The organism is Bacillus sp. HU-1818 (assembly GCF_022695965.1).
GTDB lineage: Bacteria > Bacillota > Bacilli > Bacillales > Bacillaceae > Bacillus > Bacillus atrophaeus.
Genome location: NZ_JAAPBE010000003.1, coordinates 74,817 through 96,363, shown reverse-complemented (window position 1 = coordinate 96,363; position 21,547 = coordinate 74,817). Strand labels below are relative to the sequence as shown.

Genomic DNA, 21,547 nt, shown 5'->3' with positions numbered 1-21,547 from the left:
TTTTACCTCGTCATTTTCTTTAGTTTTTTGATTCCCGGAACAAGCGCCTTCATAAATGGTTCTACAACATCGCTTGTCTGGCTGTAATTCAGGCTTATTCTGATACTGCTGCCAGCGATCTCTTCTCCTTTTCCCATCTTCAAAAGCACCTTGCTCGGCTTATGTTCCCGTGCGGAGCAGGCTGCTGTCGTTGACACAAAAATATCCTGTTCTTCAAGCATGTGCAACAGCACCTCGGCCTTGATGCCGGGCACTGAAAAATTGACAATGTGCGGCGCGCTGTTTAAAGTAGGGGTATTCATCACAACTCCCTCTGTCTCACTCAGCCTCTTGAAAAACAACTCTTTTGCGGCCGACATGGCGTCGAGGCGATGTGAAAAGTCTTGAGCCGCCAAATTCACGGCTTTAGCAAGTGACACAGCTCCCGCTGTATGCTCGGTGCCAGCACGCAAGCCGCTTTGCTGCGAACCGCCTGTCAACAGCGGAACAAGGCGTGTGCCTTCTTTTACGAGAAGCGCGCCCGTTCCTTTAAGACCGTGAAATTTATGGCCAGAGATGGTGCAAAGATCAATTCCTGCTTTTTCTATCGTTAAAGGCACTTTATGAACGCCCTGCACATAATCAACATGAAACAATATTTTCGGATAGGCTTGCAATACTAATCCGGCCTGCTCAACCGGCTGGATGGACCCGATTTCATTGTTCACATGCATCATGCTGACAAGAACGGTATCCGGCCGGATGGCGCTTTTGAGCTCATCGACTGACACAGCCCCGTCTGCGTTTACTGAAAGATATGTCACTTCAAAACCAAATAACTCCTCCAGCTGGTCCAGAGTTTCAGCAACTGACGGATGCTCAATTGATGTCGTAATGATGTGCTTACCTGTTTTTATTTTGGACAAAGCGGCGCCTTTTAAAGCCAAATTATTCGCTTCCGTTGCGCCTGATGTAAATACAATATCATAATTCTTTAGACCTAAAGCTTTTTTTATTTGATTTTTTGCCGCGTACAGCAGTTGTTCTGTTTCTGCTCCATACCGGTGCAAAGATGACGGATTGCCAAAGTAGCGCCGGCTTGTCTTTTCATATACGTCCAAAACTTCATCATAAGGTTTTGTCGTAGAACTATTATCTAAATATATCATCTTTTTTTACTCCTTTATGAAAGCGGTACATTGGACGGTATTTATGTTATCACAATAAAACTTAATAGAAAATTACAAAAAGCTAGTATTGACTTCTGTTCTCATTGCCATATAATAAGATTTGTTCATTTCGTCATATTATCTGACAATTAATTGACAGAATATTTTAACATAGTAACTAGGAGGATTTTTTTCATGAAACAAACATTACCTGTCAAAGAGACCGTTATTATCGGTTTTATGCTTTTTGCATTATTCTTTGGCGCAGGAAATATGATTTATCCGCCTGAATTAGGCCAGGCTGCCGGACACAATATATGGAAAGCGATCGGCGGATTTTTGCTAACAGGTGTGGGCCTCCCGCTTCTCGGAATCATCGCGATCGCATTAACGGGAAAAGACGCAAAAGGACTTGCCGATAAAGCGCATCCGGTTTTCGGCACAGTATTCACTGTGGTTCTTTACCTGTCAATCGGGCCTTTATTCGCTATACCGCGTACAGGAACGGTCTCATATGAAATCGGCGCGGTTCCTTTTTTAACCGGAATACCTGAGAGATTATCTTTATTTGTTTTCACGCTCTTATTTTTTGGCATTACTTATTATTTGGCTATAAACCCATCAAAAGTTGTGGATAGAGTTGGAAAAATTCTCACTCCAATCAAATTTACCATTATTTCTATCATTGTTATTAAAGCGATTATTACACCAATGGGCCATTTTGGCGCAGCACAACAAGCTTATACGGCAACACCGCTTTTCAAAGGATTTTTAGAAGGCTACAAAACGATGGATGCGCTCGCTTCAATTGTGTTTGGCGTCGTAGTCGTCAATGCGGTCAAAAGCAAAGGGGTTACAAATTCGAGAGCTCTTGCTGCCGCTTGTATCAAAGCCGGCATTATTGCGGCTCTGGGACTGACGTTTATTTACGTCGCGCTGGCTTACTTAGGAGCTACGAGTACGGATGCCGTCGGTCCGATTGGAGAAGGTGCCAAAATCTTATCAGCTTCATCCAGCTATTTGTTCGGTTCTTTAGGAAATATAGTATTGGGTGCAGCCATTACAGTTGCTTGTTTGACAACAAGCATCGGCCTTGTCACCTCCTGCGGTGACTACTTTTCAAAACTGATTCCTAAATTGTCTTACAAAATGGTTGTGACCATTGTCACTTTATTCAGCTTGTTCATCTCAAATTTCGGGCTCGCTCAGATTATAGCATTTTCTGTTCCCATTTTATCAGCTATTTACCCGCTTGCAATCGTTATTATCTTGCTTTCTTTTATTGATAAGCTTTTCAAAGAAAGAAGAGAGGTTTACATTGCGTGTTTGATTGCCACTGGGATGTTCAGCCTTATAGACGGTTTGAAGGCAGCCAGCATTCCCCTTGGATCATTAGACAAATTTTTAAATGCTCATCTCCCGCTTTACAGTCTGGGCATAGGCTGGGTTCTTCCAGCTGTCGCAGGAGCGCTGATTGGATATATTCTTACTTTCTTTATCAGTCCCGCTAAAAAACTAGTTAAATGAAGAAAATAGTAAAAAACGCATGCAGTTCAGAAGAGAATCCAGGCTGCATGCGTTTTTATATGGAATGATGCATAAAAAGAACCCGCTTTACCAACAAGCGGGTTTTTTTTATTGATGAACATGTAACGCAGATTGCTCCGATTCTATCTTCTTCACTGCGCCCGGAACGGTTTTTTCAACAGCGGCCGCCGCAATTTCATATGCTTCTTTATAATCGTAAGCATAGAATCGTCTCTCTGCCTCTTTTAACTGCTCAGATAATATATGGTTCTGGCTTCTGAAGCGATTGCCGAACTGGATGATTTTTTCAATCAGATTCACCTGTTCTACCAGCCCTTCTGATTCAAGGCTGACTTGGCTGACGATTTCTTCCGCCTGCTCCAGATGCCTGGTTGCTTCTTCCATATTCAGCGGAATCTCATTTAATTGGTTCCCGGTTTCTTGAATATGGTGGTGCGCTTTTTCCAGCATCTCTTTTATATGTTCCGGTATTCCGGGTATGTTGCTTGTTTTAAGCAATCTCGATGTTTCAGAAATGTTTTTTTTCAAACCGTCAAGCGTCTCTCTCGCCTGCAATTCTTCTTTTCTTAATGCCTGCAGTTTCTCGCGGTATTCATCATGCTCTTTTTTGACCTCATCGATTTGCTTCTCAATGTGAGCAACCTCTTCTATCAAAAGGGAATACGCGACTTGCTCTCCGTCAAGCTTGTCTTTCACCTGATCAAGCAGCTTGCCGATGTCTTCAATTCGTTTCTCAAAGGCTTGCTGTTTCCCAATCTCACCTGCTGTCAGCCTGTAGCTTTCCTTGACAAGCTCCGTTTCTGCCTTTGTCCGCTCTTTTTCTTCTTCGAGCTTATCGTATGCAATGACCAGTTCCGGCATTTTGCTTAATACGGACTGGCCGGCTTCCACTTCGCCCTCAAGCTGCTCATACAGGGATTGAATCGCGTCATCAATCAGCTGAAGCACCGCAGATGCATCGTCGATATCCAGTTCCTTCAATAAAGAGCTCTCCGCCCGTTTTAACTGGTTCGACAGATTTTCTAATTCTTTTTCGATTTGAATGTGCTCAAGCTTATAGCCCTTTTCCGTCATTTCGTGATAGCCGTCTCTCAGCTTTGTGATTTGGTTCGGAATGGTCTGCTTACAGTCAGCTAACAGCTTAGGAACATCATCTATGTATGATTGAAGCTGATCCAGGCTGCGATCCTGTTCAAGAAGCACTTTTCTGGCAGCGATATAGTTCCCGCCTTCAGTCTCTTCTTCAAACTGTTTGATGCCGCTCCAGATCTCATCAAGATCCTTTTCAAGACTGTCATAAAGCTCCCCGTATAGATGGCTGTATGCAAGCAGGTTTTTGCGGGATTTGGAATAGCGCTCCCTGACCTCTTCGATCTCCTGGCGGCTTTTTTCTTCGCTTGTGACAAGATCGCTGATTTCCCGCAAAATCGCCTCGATATTTGACTCTGCCGCTGTCAGCAAGTCATCAATATGAACGAGAACCTGATTCGCTCTTTTGAAGCGGTATTTATCAGCTAATTCCTCGGCATCATAAAGGAGCTCTTCGACTTTGGGCATATGGGCTGTGACGATTTCATCCCATTCTTCGCGCCATTTTTCAAAGAACTCTTCTGTCTGCCCCGTCATTTTCAAATGTTTGATTTTGGACATTTCTTCCACAATCGAACGGTTTAAAATTTCAATTTTCCATGATTCCAAACGGTCAATTTCAGTGTATATTTTTTTCCTGAAAAAGTAGCCCGCTGCAAACAGCACGAGCAATATGATTAATAATCCAATGACTAACTCCATAATGAGCCCCCTTGTTGTATATCCTTAATCTGTCAGGGTGTTTTATTATTCAGAAAGATTTCAGTATATGTATTGAGAAAAACTGTCGTTTTCATTGTTATTATGATACCATGTAACCAACATTTTTTGACCAGAAATCAAAAACTTTTTGCATAAAATCGGCAGGATTTGACTATTTTTTAACGGGGTGAGCAGCAATGTTAAAAAGAGACGGACATATTCATACGCCATTTTGCCCTCACGGATCAAAAGACGCGTTTACACTCTACATCGAAGAAGCGATAAAAAAGGGGTTTCAATCCATCACTTTTACCGAGCACGCCCCTTTGCCCCCCTCATTCACTGACCCTACGCCGCTCCAAGACAGCGCGATGACGCACGCTTCATTAGAACGCTACTTAAACGAATTGTCAGGACTCAAAAAGGAATACAGCGGCCACATTGACATACTGACAGGGCTTGAAGTCGATTATATATCCGGCTATGAGCATGAAATCAAATCATTTCTGGATACATACGGGCCCTCTCTTGATGACAGCATATTATCTGTCCATTTTTTGCCCGCCGGCTCGTCCTTTCTCTGCCTTGATTACGATGAGCATACATTTAAAGAGCTGATCGCGGTATATGGGAGCGTTGAGAATGTATATGAGCAGTACTATAACGAAATCTATTCTTCCATTGTAGCATCAATCGGCCCCTTTAAGCCAAGACGAATCGGTCATCTCACCCTTGTCAAAAAATTCGCCAAGCTGTTTCCGTATGAGATATCGGCAACCGTGCGGGAACTTGTTTCACGCTGCCTGGACGCCATTAAGGCAAACGGGATGGAACTCGATTTTAATACGGCAGGTCTCAGAAAGGCGTACGCCGGTGAGATTTATCTGGAGGAGTGGATGATCGGGGCTGCGAAACAAAAAAAAATCCCGCTCGTTTACGGGTCTGATGCCCATCAAGCGCAGGATATCGGATATTCATATGAGTCTTACCGGAACGCCGTCCGCTAATTCGTAAGCGCCACATCTCCGGTGCTGAAGACGCTCTTGATCCATACTTTTACTTCTTCAAAATACATTTTATAAAAATACGGCTCGTGCGGCTGCATGTAAAGCACTTCAGTAATATATTGGGGCTGGAGATAAGGCATCATCAAGAGAGATTTTAATTGAAGGATAAAATGCGGCACAGGCAGATTCAAATATTCCTTGTTTTTCGCCCCTTCTTCAATGATCAGCTGTAAGATATACTTTTCTTTCATCAAATAAGTGGACATGATTTCACGAATCAGCGTGGAATCAATCGTCACCTCCCGATAAACAAACCGGGTTAATTGACGGTTATCGTGCTGATAGGATAAAATATCGAAAACCAATTGCAGGAGGCTTTCCTGTGTGCTTTGGAATTCGGTGCGGCTGCAGGCATTTTCAAGCGTCTTGCTGTAGCCTTCGTAAAACTCGGAAACTAAATGTTCCATCAGACCGCCTTTGCCTTTAAAATAGTAGGAGATGTGCGCAACATTAACATCAGCTGACTTTGCGATTTCACGGACAGACGTACCGGTAAATCCTTTCTGGTTAAACAGCATGACGGCAGCTTCAATAATTTTGTCTTTGGTGCTTAATTTCATACGGCTCACCCCTTCTTAGTTATAACAATTCAAGCAGAAGGCCGCCGTTCCTGTAAGAACTTATCGACAAATGCCGGCATCACGGCAAGAACTTTGTTTTATATTATAGAAAAAGTGAGGGTTTTCCATGTTTCATGTCGAAAAACAATCTGGAGATAAAGAAAAAGACTACCAGCTTCTGCTAAAACAGCTTGAAGCGATAACAGAAGACGAAACCGATGCCATTGCGAATTACGCAAATGCATCCGCGCTTCTTTACCATTCATTAGACGAGGTCAACTGGGCGGGATTTTATTTCGCCAAAGAAGGAGAGCTCGTGCTCGGGCCGTTCCAAGGGCTTCCTGCCTGTGTCCGGATTCCTTTCGGAAAAGGGGTGTGCGGCACAGCCTATTCAAACGGAGCTGTCAAGCGGGTGAGCGACGTTCACGCTTTTCCCGGGCATATCGCCTGCGATGCGGCGTCCCAGTCTGAAATCGTGCTGCCGATTCATGTAAACGGGAAGGTGATCGGCGTTTTGGACATTGACAGTCCCGTCAAAAACAGATTTGACGAAGTTGATGAAACGTTCCTTGCCTTATTTGTTGAAAAGCTTGAAAAAGCATTAGCATAGAAAACAAGGAGCCGGTCTGTGTGCCGGCTCCTTTTCTATTGAGAACTTGTTTCGTGGATGATTAAACGGTTTTTTCCGCTTCTTTTGGCGGTGTAGAGCGCTTCATCGGCTTGCTGCACCAATTCTTTTAACGATTTTCTCGCTTCCGCCGTCCAGCAGGAAATTCCACACGAAATCGTCACTTCGGGCTTTGTGCTTTCTCTGACTGCACGAACGAGCCTCTGGGCGATTCGTTTTCCCGCTGCCACATTCAGCATCGGCAGGTAAATCGCCAGCTCCTCGCCTCCCCAGCGGGCCCCGATATCATGTTTGCGTATGTTGCTTTTGATGACGGCCGCCACCTGAATTAAGATCTCGTCCCCCGTCTGATGTCCGTATGTGTCATTCACATTTTTAAAATTATCAATATCAATCAGAATGAACACGCCTTTTTGATGGGTTTTCATGCTGTATTGAACTTTTTCATCTAAATAGGTTCTTGAATATAATTCTGTCAGCTGATCAGTCTTGACGAGATGTTCCAGACGATCACGAAGCATGGAATTGGTAACAGCCAGTGTAGAGTGATGGATCAATGCCTCAAACAGCTTGTATACTTCAAAGGTGAAGGCATACAGGTCTTTTTTCAGTACGATGGCAAAGCCTAATATCCGATCATTCTCCATCATCGGCACGGCCATAAGGGAGCCATAACCCTTCTCTCCGAAAAAAGTACGCCCGTTTCCGATGAACACCCCTTTTTCTCCATCGAAAAGCTTTTCTTTCACCGAACGGATATACACGTCAGAAGAGCCTGTTTCAAAAAAAGGGGTGCCTCCCGGCAGCAGTGTTTGTTGTTCAAAGTGATCAATATGAAAAAAACCGACTTCTTCAGCATGAAACGACTCTATGATTCTTGCCGTCAGGTCTTTCATTGTGTCTGTCAGCCTCAGCCGCTGATTGAGCTGACGGGATGTTTCATTAATCAATTCCAGATTGGCAATGCTTGTTTTGGACTGTTCATAGAGCTGGGCGTTTTCAAATGCTCTTCCCGCCGCATTTGCGATCAGTGACATTTCATCCAAATCGCCTGCGGAAAGCGGCACCCCTGGTTTTTCCTCAGCCATCAGCACCCCGTATGTTCCCTGCTGACCCTTTATCGGTACATAAACGGCTGATTCGTTTTTTCTCAGTATCTCCCCGGATAAATACACATGAAGCGCAAAGGAATCGGCATCTTCTCCTTCCATCAGCAACTCTTTTGCGGGCAAATCCCGGCATGTATCCCGATCTTGAGAAATAAACAACGAAAAATGAAAGGACGGATAAGCGCCGTTTAAGCTTTCCAGCAGCTTCTTCAGCACTTTCTTTTGATCTAAGAGCGAGTGAAACAGCTCTGTCAGCTTGTATATTTGTTTCTGATGCACCGCCGCTTCATACAGCTTTTCCTGCTTAATGGACTGATTCAAAAACAAGGAGATCAAGTCAGGCAGTTCGGCTGGAATCTCTTCTCCCTGTTTACAGGTTAAGTTCAGTCGGCTGCCTGTTGAATGGTCTGAGATTACATAAAAAGAGCCGCTGATTTTCGTTGCAGCAAAACAAGCTTCTTCCTCGGTCTTGTATTTCTTTTGAGCAGATTCTGCCGGTGAAAGGGTTAATAATAGAGATGAAAAGCAGGATTCAAGAGCTGAGGTCAGCCAAAGCAGCGAGTCGGCGAAATTCACGGATTTTGGCGTAGTTAATAAAAAATGCAGCATGCGCTGATGAAAAATCGGCAATATATGTTTTGTTTGGTTTATCAATTTTTATCACCTAAAAAGTAAACTTCTAATTTTTGTTTATTATAGCATAACCGTTTGCTGAATAGCTTTGCAGACGATGATGGGGTAATGGTTGACTTCAAAGCGAAAAACTTATATAATGCTCTTTGTGTGAAATATTGCAGCCTTTTTGTTCAGCTTCTGTGTTTCATTTTGTTCCTTAAGCTTTAAGGTGTATCGTGTAACTCTCTGCTGCTGGAGCGAGGATACATGAAAACATAATGACATAGTCGAATAGAGCAGACGGTTTTTATTTTCCACAAAATAAAACCAAAGGAGGAGTCACATTATGGCTCGCTATACAGGTCCATCTTGGAAACTGTCCCGTCGTTTAGGAATCTCTCTAAGCGGAACAGGAAAAGAATTAGAAAAACGCCCTTACGCTCCAGGTCCACACGGTCCAGGACAACGTAAAAAATTATCAGAATACGGTTTGCAACTGCAAGAAAAGCAAAAACTTCGTCACATGTACGGTGTAAACGAACGCCAATTCCGCACATTGTTTGACAAAGCTGCTAAACTTACAGGTAAACACGGTGAAAACTTCATGATTCTTTTGGACGCTCGTCTTGACAACCTTGTGTACAAGCTAGGTTTAGCACGTACTCGCCGTCAAGCTCGCCAATTGGTTAACCACGGTCACATTCTTGTTGACGGAAGCCGCGTAGATATCCCGTCTTATCAAGTAAAACCTGGTCAAACAATCGGTGTTCGCGAAAAATCAAGAAATCTTTCTATCGTGAAAGAATCTGTAGAAGTGAACAACTTCGTTCCTGAATACCTTACATTCGACGCTGAAAAACTTGAAGGTTCATTAACTCGCCTTCCTGAGCGTTCTGAACTTGCTCCAGAAATTAACGAAGCGCTTATCGTTGAGTTCTACTCTCGTTAATCGTAATGTTTCTTTAAAGAGCATTGACTTAACCCCTAGAAACTTTGTTTCTAGGGGTTTTTTCTATTGTATTTCGGTGTAGAATAATGCAGTTTTTATGAGCCTTGTAATTGATGAAAGAGACATATCTAAAGAAGTCAAAAAATTAACTGATTATGGGATTGAATAAGCAAAACAAACTGAAATCCTTACTTATAAAAGCGTACAACTCAATTCACAGCTAAAGGAACTGCTACTTACTGAGGTTCTGGCGGATTGAATTGGTAACAGTTAGATATTTAAAAAGCTTTAAGTATTGTTTTGTTTTCATAAACGCCGTCAGATGTCAGCCCGTGCATAGACTGGAATCATTTGACCGTATTTGCTGTCTTCACTCCTTAATAGCCGTCAATGCTGAAGTCATTGCACCTTTATCTGGATAGAAAGAGCCCCGCCAACGCCTTAAGTTAATGGGCCAGTACCTTTACATAACATTAAATGCAGTCATTGGATCAACTAGGTCAAATCCTATAATACGCCTCGCCACTGTATTCCCTCCCTTCATATTCTTTCTAAACTGCCCCCGCACTCAAACCCGTTAACCTTCAATAGTCTATCAAGAGATTTACCGGAAGCAGTTTGCAGAGAATATAAAAAGCGCCCTCCATTGGAAAGCGCTACTCATTGGTTCTTATGAATCAAATTGTTCGGGCAAATCCTCTCTGCGAAGCGACTCCCATTCTGTAATAATCTTTTGATCTTCTACGTCATGAGAAAGAATTGTAACTATCTCAAATTTCTTAGCCTTATCAAGATAGTCTCCCTGTTTTACACAACCATTCCTTGATGTCAATATTCTTCAAATTACAAGGAACATTTACAAGAGCAGTCCAAGAGACTCTTCATACTAATAAATATTCTCCGTTTTTGGTGAAATAGACACCTTCATAATCACCATTTCATGGATTTCTCTCGCATTTCACTTTTTGTCGCTCAGCTTCTTCACGACGATGTTTTTCTGCCTTATCTCTTTGACGTACAATTGCTTGCTGCTGTGAACTATAGTTCTCATATCATACCTATAACCCTTGTCATCACCCCCCATTTTATTACCGGTGAAAGGAAGAAACAAAGGAATAATTTGAAGAATTTGTCGAACGAAAGCCCCCTACCAAAAAGGGCATAGAGCTCTGGATCACACTATATTTTTTTATGGCGACACGGAATATTTTGCCTCCCCGTCGTTTCTTCAAGTTTATACTATAATTATTAAATCCAAAAAAACGTTCAGTTCGTGTCATTTGTGCCATTTATTCTTTTATGAATAATATCTTTTGTACTTAAGAAAACTACAAAAAAAATGAAAACTAGGTGATGAAATGAATTTTGCTTGGGAAGCATTAATTTTAATTGTGTCTGGCATCATTCTTCTCAGGATTTCAGGAAGAAAATCAATTGCACAAATGACATTGGCTCAAACAGTAGTAATGATCTCAATCGGTACCCTTATCGTTCAGCCGATAGTAGAAACAAGTTTATGGAAAACTCTGATCGCCGCTATTATTTTTACTGTAGCTTTAGTTTTGATGGAGTGGTTTCAAGTAAAAGCAAACTGGGTAGAAAAATTTTTAACCGGAAAAGCAAAATTGGTTATAGAAGATGGACAACTCAACATAGATAATTTAAGAAAAATGAGACTAACAGTTGATCAACTTGAAATGCGTTTAAGACTTCATGGCATTTCAAATATTAACAATGTAAAGAATGCTACTTTAGAAGCCAACGGACAATTAGGATATGAACTAAAAGATGATGCAAAGCCTTTAACTGTTGGCGATTTTAAGAAATTATTTAATCCTTCGAACTTTAATCCGATCAACCAACAGAATAATCAAAACAATATATTTGAGGAAATAAACAGGGAACAGACTCAACAGAACCCTAAAAAGCTGCATTAATTTTTTTAGACGCTCTGGATAAGAGCGTCTAAAATCAGGTTAAATAACGTATTTTAATTCTTTTTCATTTACAATTGAATCACGCAGACGTTTTATATGTGAAAAAGAAAGATCCATTTTTTATTCATGAATGCTTCCCCCTTTTTATGCCTTCTCTAACCGTCAAATTCCTCTCTTCAAATTCACAAAAAGGCCATATTCTTACTGGTTCCTTTTACTTTCTTCATAAAACAGCTTCAGTAGTTTTTCATTCTGTCTATGAATTTTATGCACATTCTTATTAATCGTTGCCAATTCCCATATTACTGCTATTCCAAGAATGATTATAAGAGATGAGAGGTCCATTCTAATACCCCCTATTAAGCTTTCTCGAATTCAAATTTCCCATTTTGGGAGAAAGATTTTTTCTTTGATAATAATTATTTTGAATTAAACCGTATATTACTAAAAATGTTCCCAGCAATTCGAATGGTGTAATAGTTCCTCCTTGTAAGACAACAATCGCTAATGTAGTGATTGGAACGAAGTTAATAAATAAAATGCCATTAATCGGCGTTAACAGTTTAATACCTAAATTCCAGCATAAAAGGGCAATGGCGCCAGGGAAAATAATCATGAAAGCCATTTCAGGATAAATGTGTCCAATGACTTCTGCCGTGGGCACAGACAGGAAACCTGATACAGTGGCAAAGAATGTTACGATACCTGATATGAATGTTCCTAGAATACATGTTAAAGTCGAATAGCGAAGTATTGACCATTCATTAAAATGGCTACCGCCCATAGAATAAACAACCCAGCCTACAACTCCTATAAACATGAAAAGGATAGGCATAAAACTTTCTTTCAACGTAAAAATGAATGATAAATTACCATTCGTTATGACAAGAATTGCCCCTGATAAAGCAATAAAAATACTTATGAGGGTGTGTTTCATTGGTTTAACATTTTTCAAAACCCACATAATAACAATGGAAATCATCGGCATTATAGATTCCATAATAGAAGCAGCAATTACCCCACTATGCCCCATTAAATCTTGACCTAAAAAAATTAGAATATTATATACTGTAAACGCCATTGTTCCAAAAAACAACAGGCCCTTCCCTTTTCCTTCAAAACAAAACGATTTCTTCCCCTCTTTAAATAAAAGCAATGCACCTAAAATGATACTAACTGCTACATATCGCAGTAAAGAGAAATAAAAAGGATTAATATACTTTAGAGCCCTTTCTGCAACCGGAAACATTGCTCCCCAAGACATACTAGCTGTTAAACATAAAAGTGCTCCGATTAAAACCCGATTTTTTTTCATTACATTCTTTCCCTTCAAAAAATAAGTGGATTAAATTCCAATCCATATCTTATAATGAAGTTAATATCATGTAAAATAACCTATAATGAACATTACGATCATTTATAATGATATCTAAGAAAGGAGCCTATTTTATGGAACTCCGTGATTTACAAATTTTTCAGTGCGTTGCTAAAAAGGGAAGCATTAGTAAAGCTGCTGTTGAATTAAATTACGTCCAATCTAATGTAACAGCAAGGATTAAGCAGTTAGAGCAAGAATTACGGACGCCATTATTCAATAGACATAAACGCGGGATGTCATTAACCTCGGAAGGCCGCAAAATGCTAGAATACGCAAGTAAAATTTTGCTTGATTTGCAAGAGCTTAAGCGAGTATTTCTAGATAGTGAAACACCTACAGGTATATTAAACATTGGCACAGTTGAAACTGTCAGCAGCCTTCCAAAGATTTTAGCCTCCTATCATAAACAGTTTTCAAATGTTGATTTATCTATACAGGCCGGTTTAACGGAAGATTTAGTTAAAGATGTCATTGAATTTCGGTTAGACGGCGCTTTTGTTACAGGGCCGATTAAGCATCCGCAGATTCAGCAATATGATGTGTGTTTCGAAGAACTTGTTTTAGTTACAAGAAATAAAACATTCAATTTGGAGGAATTTTCGATTGAACCCTTTTTAGTATTTAGCCAGGGCTGCGGGTATCGCTCTAAACTAGAACAGTGGTTAAAAGAAGAAGAAATTATGCCTAAAAGGATTATGGAATTCAGTGTATTAGAAACGATCTTAAGCAGTGTAGCACTTGGCCTGGGTATTACACTTGTACCGCGATCAGTGGTAAACCACCTTGCAGTGGATGAAAAAGTATATTTGCACAAAATTCCAGAAAAACACAGTATCATTTCAACTGTCTTTATTCATCGTAAAGATACTTATATAACAAATTCACTGCAAAGCTTCTTACAAACAATTGCAGCTTATGAAGTGAATCGCTGTAACTTTGGACAAGACAAATAAATGGCATAATAAGGTTTTTTTATTTTCAATTTCGGTCCTTATTCGCCGGCAGCATAAAAAGGAAAAACCCCAACCGCTATGCGGTCGGGGTTTTTTTATCGTCTGATTCATCCTCTGAGTCACACTGGACAACACGGTTTTGTTCCTGCTGCTCCCAATAATCCCGCTGCAATCTTTCTTTCGCGATCGTACACATGAGATTCACAGTGAGCTCTCCTTCCTGCTTTAAAAGGTGATGATCTGTCGTGTTTGCCCTATCTAATATACTCTTTTCCTTAATATCTATGCGCTAAACAAAAAATATCCTTTGCCGTTTAAGGCAAAGGATTTTTTTTCTTATTTATATGTGATCAGGAAGTATTTTTTCTTCCCTCGGCGCAAGACGGTAAATTGGTCTTCAATACGGTCTTCCGCAGACAGAATGTGTCCGATTTCTGTTTGGCGTTCGCCATTAATATAGACTGCGCCGTTTTTAATGTCTTCACGCGCCTGGCGTTTAGATGGAGACAATTTAGATTCCACCAGTACATCCACTAAAGTCAGCTCTTGGCTGCGTTCCGATTCAAGCGAAGGCACATCTTTAAAGCCTACCTTTACGTCTTGAGCAGAAAGCTCTTTAATGTTGCCGCTGAACAATGCCTCCGAAATGTTAATCGCTTGCTCTAAGGCTTCACGTCCGTGCACCAGCTCCGTTACTTCTTCTGCAAGGCGCTTTTGCGCTTCCCGCTTCTCAGGCGCTGTTTCCGTTTTTTCAGAGTATGCTTCTATTTCTTCTTTTGATAAGAACGTGAAGTATTTTAAGTATTTTACAACATCACGGTCATCTGTGTTAATCCAGAATTGGTAAAATTCATACGGCGACGTTTTTTCTTTATCAAGCCAGATAGCGCCGCCTTCAGTTTTTCCGAACTTGGTGCCGTCCGCTTTTGTCACAAGCGGGATGGTGAGACCGAAAGCTTTTGCCCCTTCTTCTTCTGATTTTCTGATCAATTCAAGGCCTGCCGTAATGTTGCCCCACTGATCGCTTCCGCCGATTTGAAGTTTACAGCCTTGGTCTCTGTACAGATTCAGAAAGTCAAACGATTGTAGAATCATGTAGCTGAATTCTGTATATGAAATGCCTGATTCTATCCTTGAGCTGACCGTATCTTTCGCCAGCATATAGTTAATGCCGAAGTTTTTGCCGACATCCCGAAGGAAATCAATGACGTTCATTTTCCCGATCCAGTCGAAGTTGTTTGCCATAACAGCGGGGTTTTCGGTTGCATCAAAATCAAGAAATCTTGATAGCTGATTTTTGATTTTTTGTGACCATTCCACAACAATGTCCGCCGTGTTTAATGTACGCTCGGCTTTTTTGCCGCTCGGGTCTCCAATCAGTCCTGTCGCACCGCCTACAAGGGCGATCGGATGATGGCCCGCCAATTGAAAGCGGCGAAGTGTCAGAATCGGCAGCAGGTGCCCAATATGCAGACTGTCCGCAGTCGGGTCAAAGCCTGAGTATAAGCGGATTTTGTCTTCATTTAACTGTTTATTCAGCCCTTCCTCATCAGTTATTTGCTGAATCAATCCTCTGAAGGATAAGTCTTCAAGTAAATTTGCCATAAGTATGCTGCTCCTTTTTTATCAAAATAAAAACGCCCCTTCGTTTACACGAAGGGACGATTGTTATCGCGGTACCACCCTACTAATAAGAAGAGGGCATACTCTCTCTTATCACTTTGTCTGATAACGGATCAGATCCGTTCTTTCACTACTGAAAGCCCCGTCAGGCTTTGTTTGCAAAAGCGGTTCATGAGTGTATTCGAAGCATCCGTCTGTGCTGATTTTCACCGGCCATCAGCTCTCTGGGACAAAATCGGATATTCTACTTGTCTCAATCTTTACCTTTTCATATTTAGCTATATCATTTTTATCATAAATAAAATCTGATGTCAACGTGCTTAGTCTTCCATTGTTGACAGGTCTCCAGCCGGCAGATCCAGCTCCCATGCTTTTAATACACGTCTCATAATTTTTCCGCTCCGTGTTTTAGGGAGCTTATCTTTAAACTCAATTTCACGCGGTGCCGCATGCGCCGCCAACCCTTGCTTAACGAATTGGCGGATGTCTTCTTTCAGCTTGTCAGACGGTTCATGCCCTTCTCTGAGCGAGATAAACGCTTTGATAATTTCGCCGCGCACCGGGTCAGGCTTTCCGATGACGCCCGCTTCTGCAATCGACGGGTGTTCGACGAGCTTACTTTCCACTTCAAACGGGCCGACACGTTCACCTGACGTCATAATCACGTCATCCACCCTGCCTTGGAACCAGAAATACCCATCTTCATCCATGTAAGCAGAATCTCCAGAGACATACCAGCCGCCCGGCATGAAATAAGATTCGTACTTTTCCGGGTTGTTCCATATCGTATGCATCATAGACGGCCAGCCCTTTTTAATAGCCAGATTCCCCATTCTGTACGGCGGAAGTTCATTTCCTTGATGATCCACGATCGCTGCCTCTATTCCGGGGAACGGTTTCCCCATTGAGCCTGGTTTAATGTCCATACAAGGATAATTGCATATCAATTGTCCGCCTGTCTCAGTCATCCACCATGTGTCGTGAATCCGTTTGTCAAAGACTTTATGCCCCCATCTGATGACCTCAGGATTCAGCGGCTCTCCAACGCTCAGGACGTGGCGAAGGGAGGTAAGATCATATTTGCCCGCCATTTCATCCCCCGCGCCCATCAGCATACGGAAAGCGGTCGGCGCGCTGTACCATACGTTTACACCAAGTTTTTCAATCGTTTCATACCAGTTTTCAGGACTGAATCTTCCGCCTACAATTACATTGGTTGCCCCATTCAGCCACGGAGCAAAAATGCCGTACACCGTGCCGGTCACCCAGCCGGGGTCCGCGGTGCACCAATAAATGTCTTCTTCCTGTAAGTCCAGCACCCACTTGCCTGTCTGATATTGCTGAATCATGGCTCCATGAACATGCAGCACTCCCTTTGGCGTACCTGTTGAGCCCGAGGTGTAGTGAAGCAGATAGCCGTCTTTTTTGTCCATCCATTCGATTTCAAGCCTCGTGCTCTCGCCTTTCACTGCTTCATTGTAATCAATCACTTTGCCGCCGTACTCTTTTTCGGCGCCAACCACAAAAATATGCTGTAAATGCGGGAGCCGGTCAGCCGGAATTCTGTCAAGCAATTCCGGTGTCGTAACTACAACCTTTGCCTCACTGTTTTCGAGACGGTCCTTTACCGCTCCCTCCATAAAGGCTTCAAATAAAGGCCCGGCGATTGCTCCGATTTTAATAGCGCCTAGCATAATAAAATAGAGCTCAGGCGTTCTCGGCATAAAAATAAAAACGCGGTCCCCTTTTTCCACATTTCCATACCGCTTCAGCACATTCCCGGCTCTATTGGTTTCGTCCTTCATTTCTTTAAAAGTGTATTTTTCTTCACGTTTTGCATCTTTGTAATAAAGCGCTACTTTATTTTTTCGAAACGATTCAGCGTGACGGTCGATCGTTTCATAGGCTGCGTTCAGCTTCCCTGTTTGATGCCAGGAGAAATTTTTCTCTGCTTCTGCCCAGTCAAAATGCTGATATGCTTCTTCATAATTTTCTAGGTTATAATTCCCTTTCACAACTGGTAACGCTTTCAATTCCATGCAAAATTCCCCCTTTGCGTAGTTGTCAACCCCATTATAGTATACATTCACATTTTTCTCAATTTTTAAAATATATTATCATATATATTGAAAACGCTTTAATTTTTGATATTCTTAAAAGAGAAGTGCTTTTTAACCACAACCGATGGGACGGTGAATAAGTGGAACATCATAAAACATACCATTCTGCAGAAATAAAAACAGCAACAGGCGCCTTAGTCATCGAAGGGCCTATTTCGCCAGAGATTTTAGCAAGTTATGAGTTTCATGAAGGTCTGACCGCGTTTCGTCCTCATCATGAGCAGCACGAAGCATTAATTGACATTGCAGGGCTTCCTGAAGGGCGGATTATCATTGCCAGAGACGGGCAGACCGTCGTAGGTTATGTCACGTATTTGTATCCTGACCCGCTGGAAAGATGGTTTGAAGGGAAAATGGAGGATTTGCTTGAGCTGGGAGCAATTGAGGTTGCCCCGGCCTTCAGAGGGGCTTCTGTCGGGAAGACGCTCCTGACAGTCAGCATGATGGATGAGCAGATGGAAAACTATATCGTGATGACTACCGAGTATTACTGGCACTGGGATTTAAAAGGAATGAAAAAGGATGTGTGGGAGTACCGCAAGCTCATGGAAAAAATGATGAATGCAGGCGGGCTGGTCTGGTTTGCGACTGACGAACCGGAAATCAGCTCACATCCGGCAAATTGCCTGATGGCCCGAATTGGAAAAAATGTGAGCCAGGATTCGATTGAGCAATTTGACAGACTACGCTTTTATCATCGTTTTATGTATTAACTGACACAGACAAAGGGGAAAAAAGATGATCGCAGAGCAAATCATGAAACGGGAAGTTATAACAATGACCAAGACGGATACAATTGAAACAGCGATTCATAAACTGAAACAGCACCGCATTCGGCATATTCCTGTCATTAATGATGATCGGCATGTGATCGGCTTGGTTACTGACAGGGATATCAAACAAGCCAGCCCGAGCATTTTTGAAGAAGGTGAACGAAGCCGTTATCTAAAAAAAAGTCTTGAATCTCTCATGAAAAGAGATGTCATTTGTGCTCACCCGCTTGACTTTGTAGAAGAAATATCAGCAGTTTTTTATGAGCGCGGCATTGGCTGCCTGCCGATTGTGCTAAATCAGAAGCTGGTCGGCATTCTCACAAAAACCGATCTGCTGCGGACATTTGTCAAGCTGACGGGCGCTGACCAGCCTGGTTCGCAAATTGAATTGAAGGTAAACAATGTGACAAAAAGCCTTGCTGATGTCAGTCTGATCTGCCAAAACCTTCAGATTAAAATTCTAAGCATGCTTGTTTATCCTGATGAAGATCTCGGCTCAAAAGTATTGGTGTTCCGCATTCAGACAATGAATCCGCTGCCGTTTCTGAATGAATTACATCAACGGGGACATCATATCGTATGGCCGGCAGAACAAAGGAATAAGCCATGAAAGACAGTGTGTTTATTTATTCGCCTTCCTATCAGACCTACATGTTTCATCAGGAACACCCTTTTAACCAGCAGCGTGTTTTGTTAACATATGATTTACTTCAGTCATTGAATGCGTTCGAAGAAGGAGACATTGTCAGTCCGCGCTTTGCAACAGAGGAGGAACTCGCTCTAGTTCACACTGAAGATTATATTCAGGCAGTGAAATCAGCCGGCGCCGGAAAACTTCCCGTGACAGAGGGAGAAGGTTACGGGCTCGGCACCGAAGATACGCCCGTCTTTGCCGGGATGCATGAGGCCGCGTCTCTTTTGGTCGGAGGAACGTTGACTGCCGCAGATTATGTAATGACGGGACAAGCCAGACACGCCGCCAATTTAGGCGGAGGACTTCATCATGGGTTTCGCGGAAGAGCCTCCGGCTTTTGCGTTTACAATGACAGTTCTGTTGCTATTCAATATATCCAAAAAACATATCAGGCCCGGGTGCTTTATATTGATACCGATGCCCATCACGGAGACGGTGTGCAATTTACGTTTTATGACAACCCTGATGTCTGCACAGTGTCCATTCATGAAACGGGGCGGTATTTATTTCCGGGCACGGGCCAAATACAGGAGAAAGGCAGCGGAAAAGGCTACGGGTACTCGTTCAATATTCCGCTTGACGCTTTTACGGAAGATGACTCGTTTCTTGCCGCCTATCAAACCGCAGTCACTGAAATTGCGGCCTATTTTAAACCAGATGTGATTGTAAGCCAAAATGGAGCTGATGCCCATTATTACGACCCGCTGACACACTTATCTAATACGATCGCCATTTATGATGAGATTCCCCGGCTTGCCCATTTCTTGGCCCACCAATATTGCGGCGGAAAATGGATCGCGGTCGGAGGAGGCGGTTATGATATTTGGCGTGTCGTGCCGAGAGCATGGAGCAAAATTTGGCTTGAAATGAAGGGCATAAACCCCGGCTCTGACATTCCGGCAGAATGGATTGCAAAATGGCAAAAGCAGTCTCCCGTTCCCCTGCCCGCTTTCTGGAGTGATCCGGATGATTTATATCCTCCTATCCCCCGCAGGGCTGAAATCACAGAAAAAAACGCCCAAACAGTGTCTAAAGCGCTGCATGCCATCAGAAATGAACAGCGGCAGAAAACAAATCAATAAAAAAACGACCTTTACGAAGAGGTCGTTTTTGACTTTTTAATTACGATTTCCACACGGCGGTTTTCTTTCATGTGATCTGCCGTTTTATTATCTTTCACGGGCATAGTATCCGCATAACCTACAGCGATAAAGCGCTTGGAAGGAAGGTTTTCTTTTGATGTAAAATACTGAATGACACCGCTGGCCCTTGCCGCTGATAGCTCCCAGTTAGACGGATATCGGTATGTGGATATATTGCGGCTGTCGGTATGGCCTTCCACCTGTATTTCGTTTGGCATGGTTTGCAGCAGCACCGCAATTTGGTGAAGAAGCGTCTCTGCATCTTTCAGAACGGCGGCTTCGCCGGTATCAAAAAGCACGGCTTCCTGCAAAACGAGAACAACTCCGCGTTCATCGCGTTTCGCTGTCATTTTGGCGCTGAGATTATGCTTTTGAATATATGTATTTACTTTCTGCAAGAGTTCATCCTCCCGGTTATCCTGCTGCTTTTGTGCAGCATCAGACTTTTTGATAGCCGTATTGTCAGGCTGAATTCCGCTTCCTTCCTTTTGAATCGATTCGACCGCTGTTTTAAATTTTTGCACATCTATCTGTGACATCGAAAAGAGCAAAATAAAGAACACAAGTATTAACGTAACCAAATCCGTAAAGGTCACCATCCAGCTTGATGACTGATTTCGGTTATCCCTTGTCCCATTCCTTCTGTTAAAACGGTCTCTTCTAAGCTTCATGCACGGAATCCTTTTTCGAGTTCACTTGGCTGTTTTGCAGCTTGCGCCACTCTTCCCGAGAACTGAACACAACGAGCTGGCTTTCCAGATTGCGCGGATTTTTGCCGGACTGTATACCGATGATGCCCTCAATCATCACTTGCTTTGTAAAAATTTCACTTTCTGTCTTTTCTTCAAGCTTTGCGGCAATCGGATTAAATACCATATTTGCTAACAGCGATCCATATAAGGTTGTTAGCAGCGCAACGGCCATATTCGGACCAAGCATTCCCGGATCATTTAAATTTTTAAGCATCAGCACAAGCCCGACAAGTGTTCCGATCATTCCCCACGCCGGGGCAAACTCTCCCGCCTTTTCAAGCACCCGCCGTCCCTTCCGGTGCCTTTCTTCCATTGCGGCGATCTCAGAATCCATGACAAGACGGATCGTTTCTTCGTCCCAGCCGTCAATGGTTAATAGCAGCCCTTTTTTCAAAAACGGGTCTTTGATGACACGCGCTTGCTCGTCAAGCGATAAAAGCCCCTGTTTTCGCGCCTGATCTGATAGGCTGACAAACGTTTTCACCAGATCTTTGACATTGTCTTCCTTGCGAATGAAAGCCTGCTTTAAAACAGAAGGCGTTTTCTTTAAGTCTTTCGGCGGAAAACTGACAAAAATAGCGGCGCAAAGTCCGCCTGTTACGATAAAGAAAGAAGTCAGGTCAAGGAATGAACGAAAACCGTTCAAGCCTGAGCCGGATATAATACCAATGACAATAATGACGCTCCCTAATACAAATCCAACGGGTGTAAGATAATCAAAACGTTTCATAGCTTCTCCCCACTCAGATGAAAAGAAAGC

General features: G+C 42.6%; 19 protein-coding genes and 1 other annotated feature. Of the genes, 9 read left to right on the top strand and 10 right to left on the bottom strand.

Going from position 1 to position 21,547, the window contains the following annotated elements; genetic code table 11:
* Positions 1-2: 2 nt before the first annotated feature.
* Entirely contained in the window at positions 3-1,148 is a 1,146-nt protein-coding gene (locus GXP75_RS10950; protein ID WP_242556812.1) for a cysteine desulfurase family protein, read from the bottom strand.
* 195 nt (positions 1,149-1,343) lie between these two features.
* Here GXP75_RS10950 and brnQ point away from each other — a divergent pair, with 195 nt between their 5' ends.
* Entirely contained in the window at positions 1,344-2,675 is a 1,332-nt protein-coding gene (brnQ, locus tag GXP75_RS10945; protein WP_242556811.1) for a branched-chain amino acid transport system II carrier protein, read from the top strand.
* Between the two features lie 108 nt (positions 2,676-2,783).
* Here the strand turns inward: brnQ and ezrA are convergent, their stop codons facing one another.
* Complete coding sequence (ezrA, locus tag GXP75_RS10940) at positions 2,784-4,487, bottom strand: septation ring formation regulator EzrA (protein WP_214913923.1); 1,704 nt, start codon at positions 4,485-4,487, stop codon at positions 2,784-2,786.
* Between the two features lie 197 nt (positions 4,488-4,684).
* On the opposite strand from ezrA, the gene hisJ reads away from it, so the two are divergent.
* Positions 4,685-5,494, top strand: coding sequence for a histidinol-phosphatase HisJ (gene hisJ, locus GXP75_RS10935; RefSeq protein WP_242556810.1), 810 nt, complete (start codon positions 4,685-4,687; stop codon positions 5,492-5,494).
* Here hisJ and refZ read toward each other — a convergent pair.
* A complete protein-coding gene (gene refZ / locus GXP75_RS10930) occupies positions 5,491-6,114 on the bottom strand; it encodes a forespore capture DNA-binding protein RefZ (RefSeq protein ID WP_214913926.1) in 624 nt (207 codons plus the stop codon). The genes hisJ and refZ overlap by 4 nt on opposite strands.
* Before the next feature lie 127 nt (positions 6,115-6,241).
* Between refZ and GXP75_RS10925 the strand changes: the two genes are divergently transcribed.
* A complete protein-coding gene (locus GXP75_RS10925; RefSeq protein WP_061572553.1) occupies positions 6,242-6,724 on the top strand; it encodes a GAF domain-containing protein in 483 nt (160 codons plus the stop codon).
* A 35-nt stretch (positions 6,725-6,759) separates the two neighbouring features.
* Here the strand turns inward: GXP75_RS10925 and GXP75_RS10920 are convergent, their stop codons facing one another.
* The gene (locus GXP75_RS10920; RefSeq protein WP_242556809.1) at positions 6,760-8,505 is read right to left on the bottom strand and encodes a sensor domain-containing diguanylate cyclase; all 1,746 of its coding nucleotides are present in this window, start codon (positions 8,503-8,505) and stop codon (positions 6,760-6,762) included.
* A 307-nt stretch (positions 8,506-8,812) separates the two neighbouring features.
* Here GXP75_RS10920 and rpsD point away from each other — a divergent pair, with 307 nt between their 5' ends.
* Positions 8,813-9,415, top strand: coding sequence for a 30S ribosomal protein S4 (gene rpsD, locus GXP75_RS10915; RefSeq protein WP_003325061.1), 603 nt, complete (start codon positions 8,813-8,815; stop codon positions 9,413-9,415).
* A 1,358-nt stretch (positions 9,416-10,773) separates the two neighbouring features.
* On the top strand, positions 10,774-11,352 hold the full coding sequence (locus tag GXP75_RS10910; RefSeq protein WP_214913940.1) for a DUF421 domain-containing protein: 579 nt from the start codon (positions 10,774-10,776) through the stop codon (positions 11,350-11,352).
* 346 nt (positions 11,353-11,698) lie between these two features.
* On the opposite strand, the gene GXP75_RS10905 is transcribed toward GXP75_RS10910, so the two are convergent.
* Entirely contained in the window at positions 11,699-12,667 is a 969-nt protein-coding gene (locus tag GXP75_RS10905; RefSeq protein WP_242556808.1) for a DMT family transporter, read from the bottom strand.
* Between the two features lie 134 nt (positions 12,668-12,801).
* Here GXP75_RS10905 and GXP75_RS10900 point away from each other — a divergent pair, with 134 nt between their 5' ends.
* Positions 12,802-13,683, top strand: coding sequence for a LysR family transcriptional regulator (locus GXP75_RS10900; protein ID WP_214913944.1), 882 nt, complete (start codon positions 12,802-12,804; stop codon positions 13,681-13,683).
* A gap of 76 nt (positions 13,684-13,759) precedes the next feature.
* Here the strand turns inward: GXP75_RS10900 and sr7p are convergent, their stop codons facing one another.
* The 3 genes from sr7p to acsA all read right to left on the bottom strand — a co-directional run bounded on the left by sr7p (position 13,760) and on the right by acsA (position 17,345).
* Positions 13,760-13,888: a small protein SR7P gene (gene sr7p, locus GXP75_RS21415; RefSeq protein ID WP_262982918.1), complete on the bottom strand. Its 129-nt coding sequence runs from the start codon at positions 13,886-13,888 to the stop codon at positions 13,760-13,762.
* Between the two features lie 131 nt (positions 13,889-14,019).
* The gene (gene tyrS, locus GXP75_RS10895; protein ID WP_242556807.1) at positions 14,020-15,288 is read right to left on the bottom strand and encodes a tyrosine--tRNA ligase; all 1,269 of its coding nucleotides are present in this window, start codon (positions 15,286-15,288) and stop codon (positions 14,020-14,022) included.
* 49 nt (positions 15,289-15,337) lie between these two features.
* Positions 15,338-15,576 (bottom strand) — a binding site (T-box leader).
* A gap of 50 nt (positions 15,577-15,626) precedes the next feature.
* Positions 15,627-17,345: an acetate--CoA ligase gene (gene acsA, locus GXP75_RS10890; RefSeq protein ID WP_242556806.1), complete on the bottom strand. Its 1,719-nt coding sequence runs from the start codon at positions 17,343-17,345 to the stop codon at positions 15,627-15,629.
* A 161-nt stretch (positions 17,346-17,506) separates the two neighbouring features.
* On the opposite strand from acsA, the gene GXP75_RS10885 reads away from it, so the two are divergent.
* Genes GXP75_RS10885 through GXP75_RS10875 form a run of 3 tightly spaced genes read left to right on the top strand, consistent with a single transcriptional unit; the run spans position 17,507 to position 19,975 of the window.
* Positions 17,507-18,139: a GNAT family N-acetyltransferase gene (locus tag GXP75_RS10885; RefSeq protein WP_242556805.1), complete on the top strand. Its 633-nt coding sequence runs from the start codon at positions 17,507-17,509 to the stop codon at positions 18,137-18,139.
* A gap of 25 nt (positions 18,140-18,164) precedes the next feature.
* Positions 18,165-18,809 carry an acetoin utilization AcuB family protein gene (locus GXP75_RS10880; protein ID WP_061572548.1) on the top strand — a complete coding sequence of 215 codons (645 nt, stop codon included), beginning with the start codon at positions 18,165-18,167 and terminating at the stop codon, positions 18,807-18,809.
* Positions 18,806-19,975: an acetoin utilization protein AcuC gene (locus tag GXP75_RS10875; protein WP_242556804.1), complete on the top strand. Its 1,170-nt coding sequence runs from the start codon at positions 18,806-18,808 to the stop codon at positions 19,973-19,975. The genes GXP75_RS10880 and GXP75_RS10875 overlap by 4 nt, the downstream gene beginning before the upstream one ends.
* 11 nt (positions 19,976-19,986) lie before the next feature.
* Here the strand turns inward: GXP75_RS10875 and motS are convergent, their stop codons facing one another.
* Both motS and motP read right to left on the bottom strand, forming a co-directional pair.
* The gene (gene motS / locus GXP75_RS10870; RefSeq protein WP_242556803.1) at positions 19,987-20,706 is read right to left on the bottom strand and encodes a flagellar motor protein MotS; all 720 of its coding nucleotides are present in this window, start codon (positions 20,704-20,706) and stop codon (positions 19,987-19,989) included.
* A complete protein-coding gene (motP, locus tag GXP75_RS10865; RefSeq protein ID WP_242556802.1) occupies positions 20,696-21,517 on the bottom strand; it encodes a flagellar motor protein MotP in 822 nt (273 codons plus the stop codon). Before motP ends, motS begins: the two co-directional genes overlap by 11 nt.
* Positions 21,518-21,547 lie beyond the last annotated feature (30 nt).

Bases quoted from the DNA above. Each gene is read 5' to 3' on its own strand.
- rpsD (WP_003325061.1), top strand. From the start codon at position 8,813: ATGGCTCGCTATACAGGTCCATCTTGGAAACTGTCCCGTCGTTTAGGA.
- GXP75_RS10900 (WP_214913944.1), top strand. From the start codon at position 12,802: ATGGAACTCCGTGATTTACAAATTTTTCAGTGCGTTGCTAAAAAGGGA.
- motS (WP_242556803.1), bottom strand. From the start codon at position 20,706: ATGAAGCTTAGAAGAGACCGTTTTAACAGAAGGAATGGGACAAGGGAT.
- acsA (WP_242556806.1), bottom strand. From the start codon at position 17,345: ATGGAATTGAAAGCGTTACCAGTTGTGAAAGGGAATTATAACCTAGAA.
- GXP75_RS10925 (WP_061572553.1), top strand. From the start codon at position 6,242: ATGTTTCATGTCGAAAAACAATCTGGAGATAAAGAAAAAGACTACCAG.
- ezrA (WP_214913923.1), bottom strand. From the start codon at position 4,487: ATGGAGTTAGTCATTGGATTATTAATCATATTGCTCGTGCTGTTTGCA.
- tyrS (WP_242556807.1), bottom strand. From the start codon at position 15,288: ATGGCAAATTTACTTGAAGACTTATCCTTCAGAGGATTGATTCAGCAA.
- motP (WP_242556802.1), bottom strand. From the start codon at position 21,517: ATGAAACGTTTTGATTATCTTACACCCGTTGGATTTGTATTAGGGAGC.
- GXP75_RS10910 (WP_214913940.1), top strand. From the start codon at position 10,774: ATGAATTTTGCTTGGGAAGCATTAATTTTAATTGTGTCTGGCATCATT.
- GXP75_RS10950 (WP_242556812.1), bottom strand. From the start codon at position 1,148: ATGATATATTTAGATAATAGTTCTACGACAAAACCTTATGATGAAGTT.
- GXP75_RS10880 (WP_061572548.1), top strand. From the start codon at position 18,165: ATGATCGCAGAGCAAATCATGAAACGGGAAGTTATAACAATGACCAAG.
- GXP75_RS10875 (WP_242556804.1), top strand. From the start codon at position 18,806: ATGAAAGACAGTGTGTTTATTTATTCGCCTTCCTATCAGACCTACATG.
- hisJ (WP_242556810.1), top strand. From the start codon at position 4,685: ATGTTAAAAAGAGACGGACATATTCATACGCCATTTTGCCCTCACGGA.
- brnQ (WP_242556811.1), top strand. From the start codon at position 1,344: ATGAAACAAACATTACCTGTCAAAGAGACCGTTATTATCGGTTTTATG.
- refZ (WP_214913926.1), bottom strand. From the start codon at position 6,114: ATGAAATTAAGCACCAAAGACAAAATTATTGAAGCTGCCGTCATGCTG.
- GXP75_RS10905 (WP_242556808.1), bottom strand. From the start codon at position 12,667: ATGAAAAAAAATCGGGTTTTAATCGGAGCACTTTTATGTTTAACAGCT.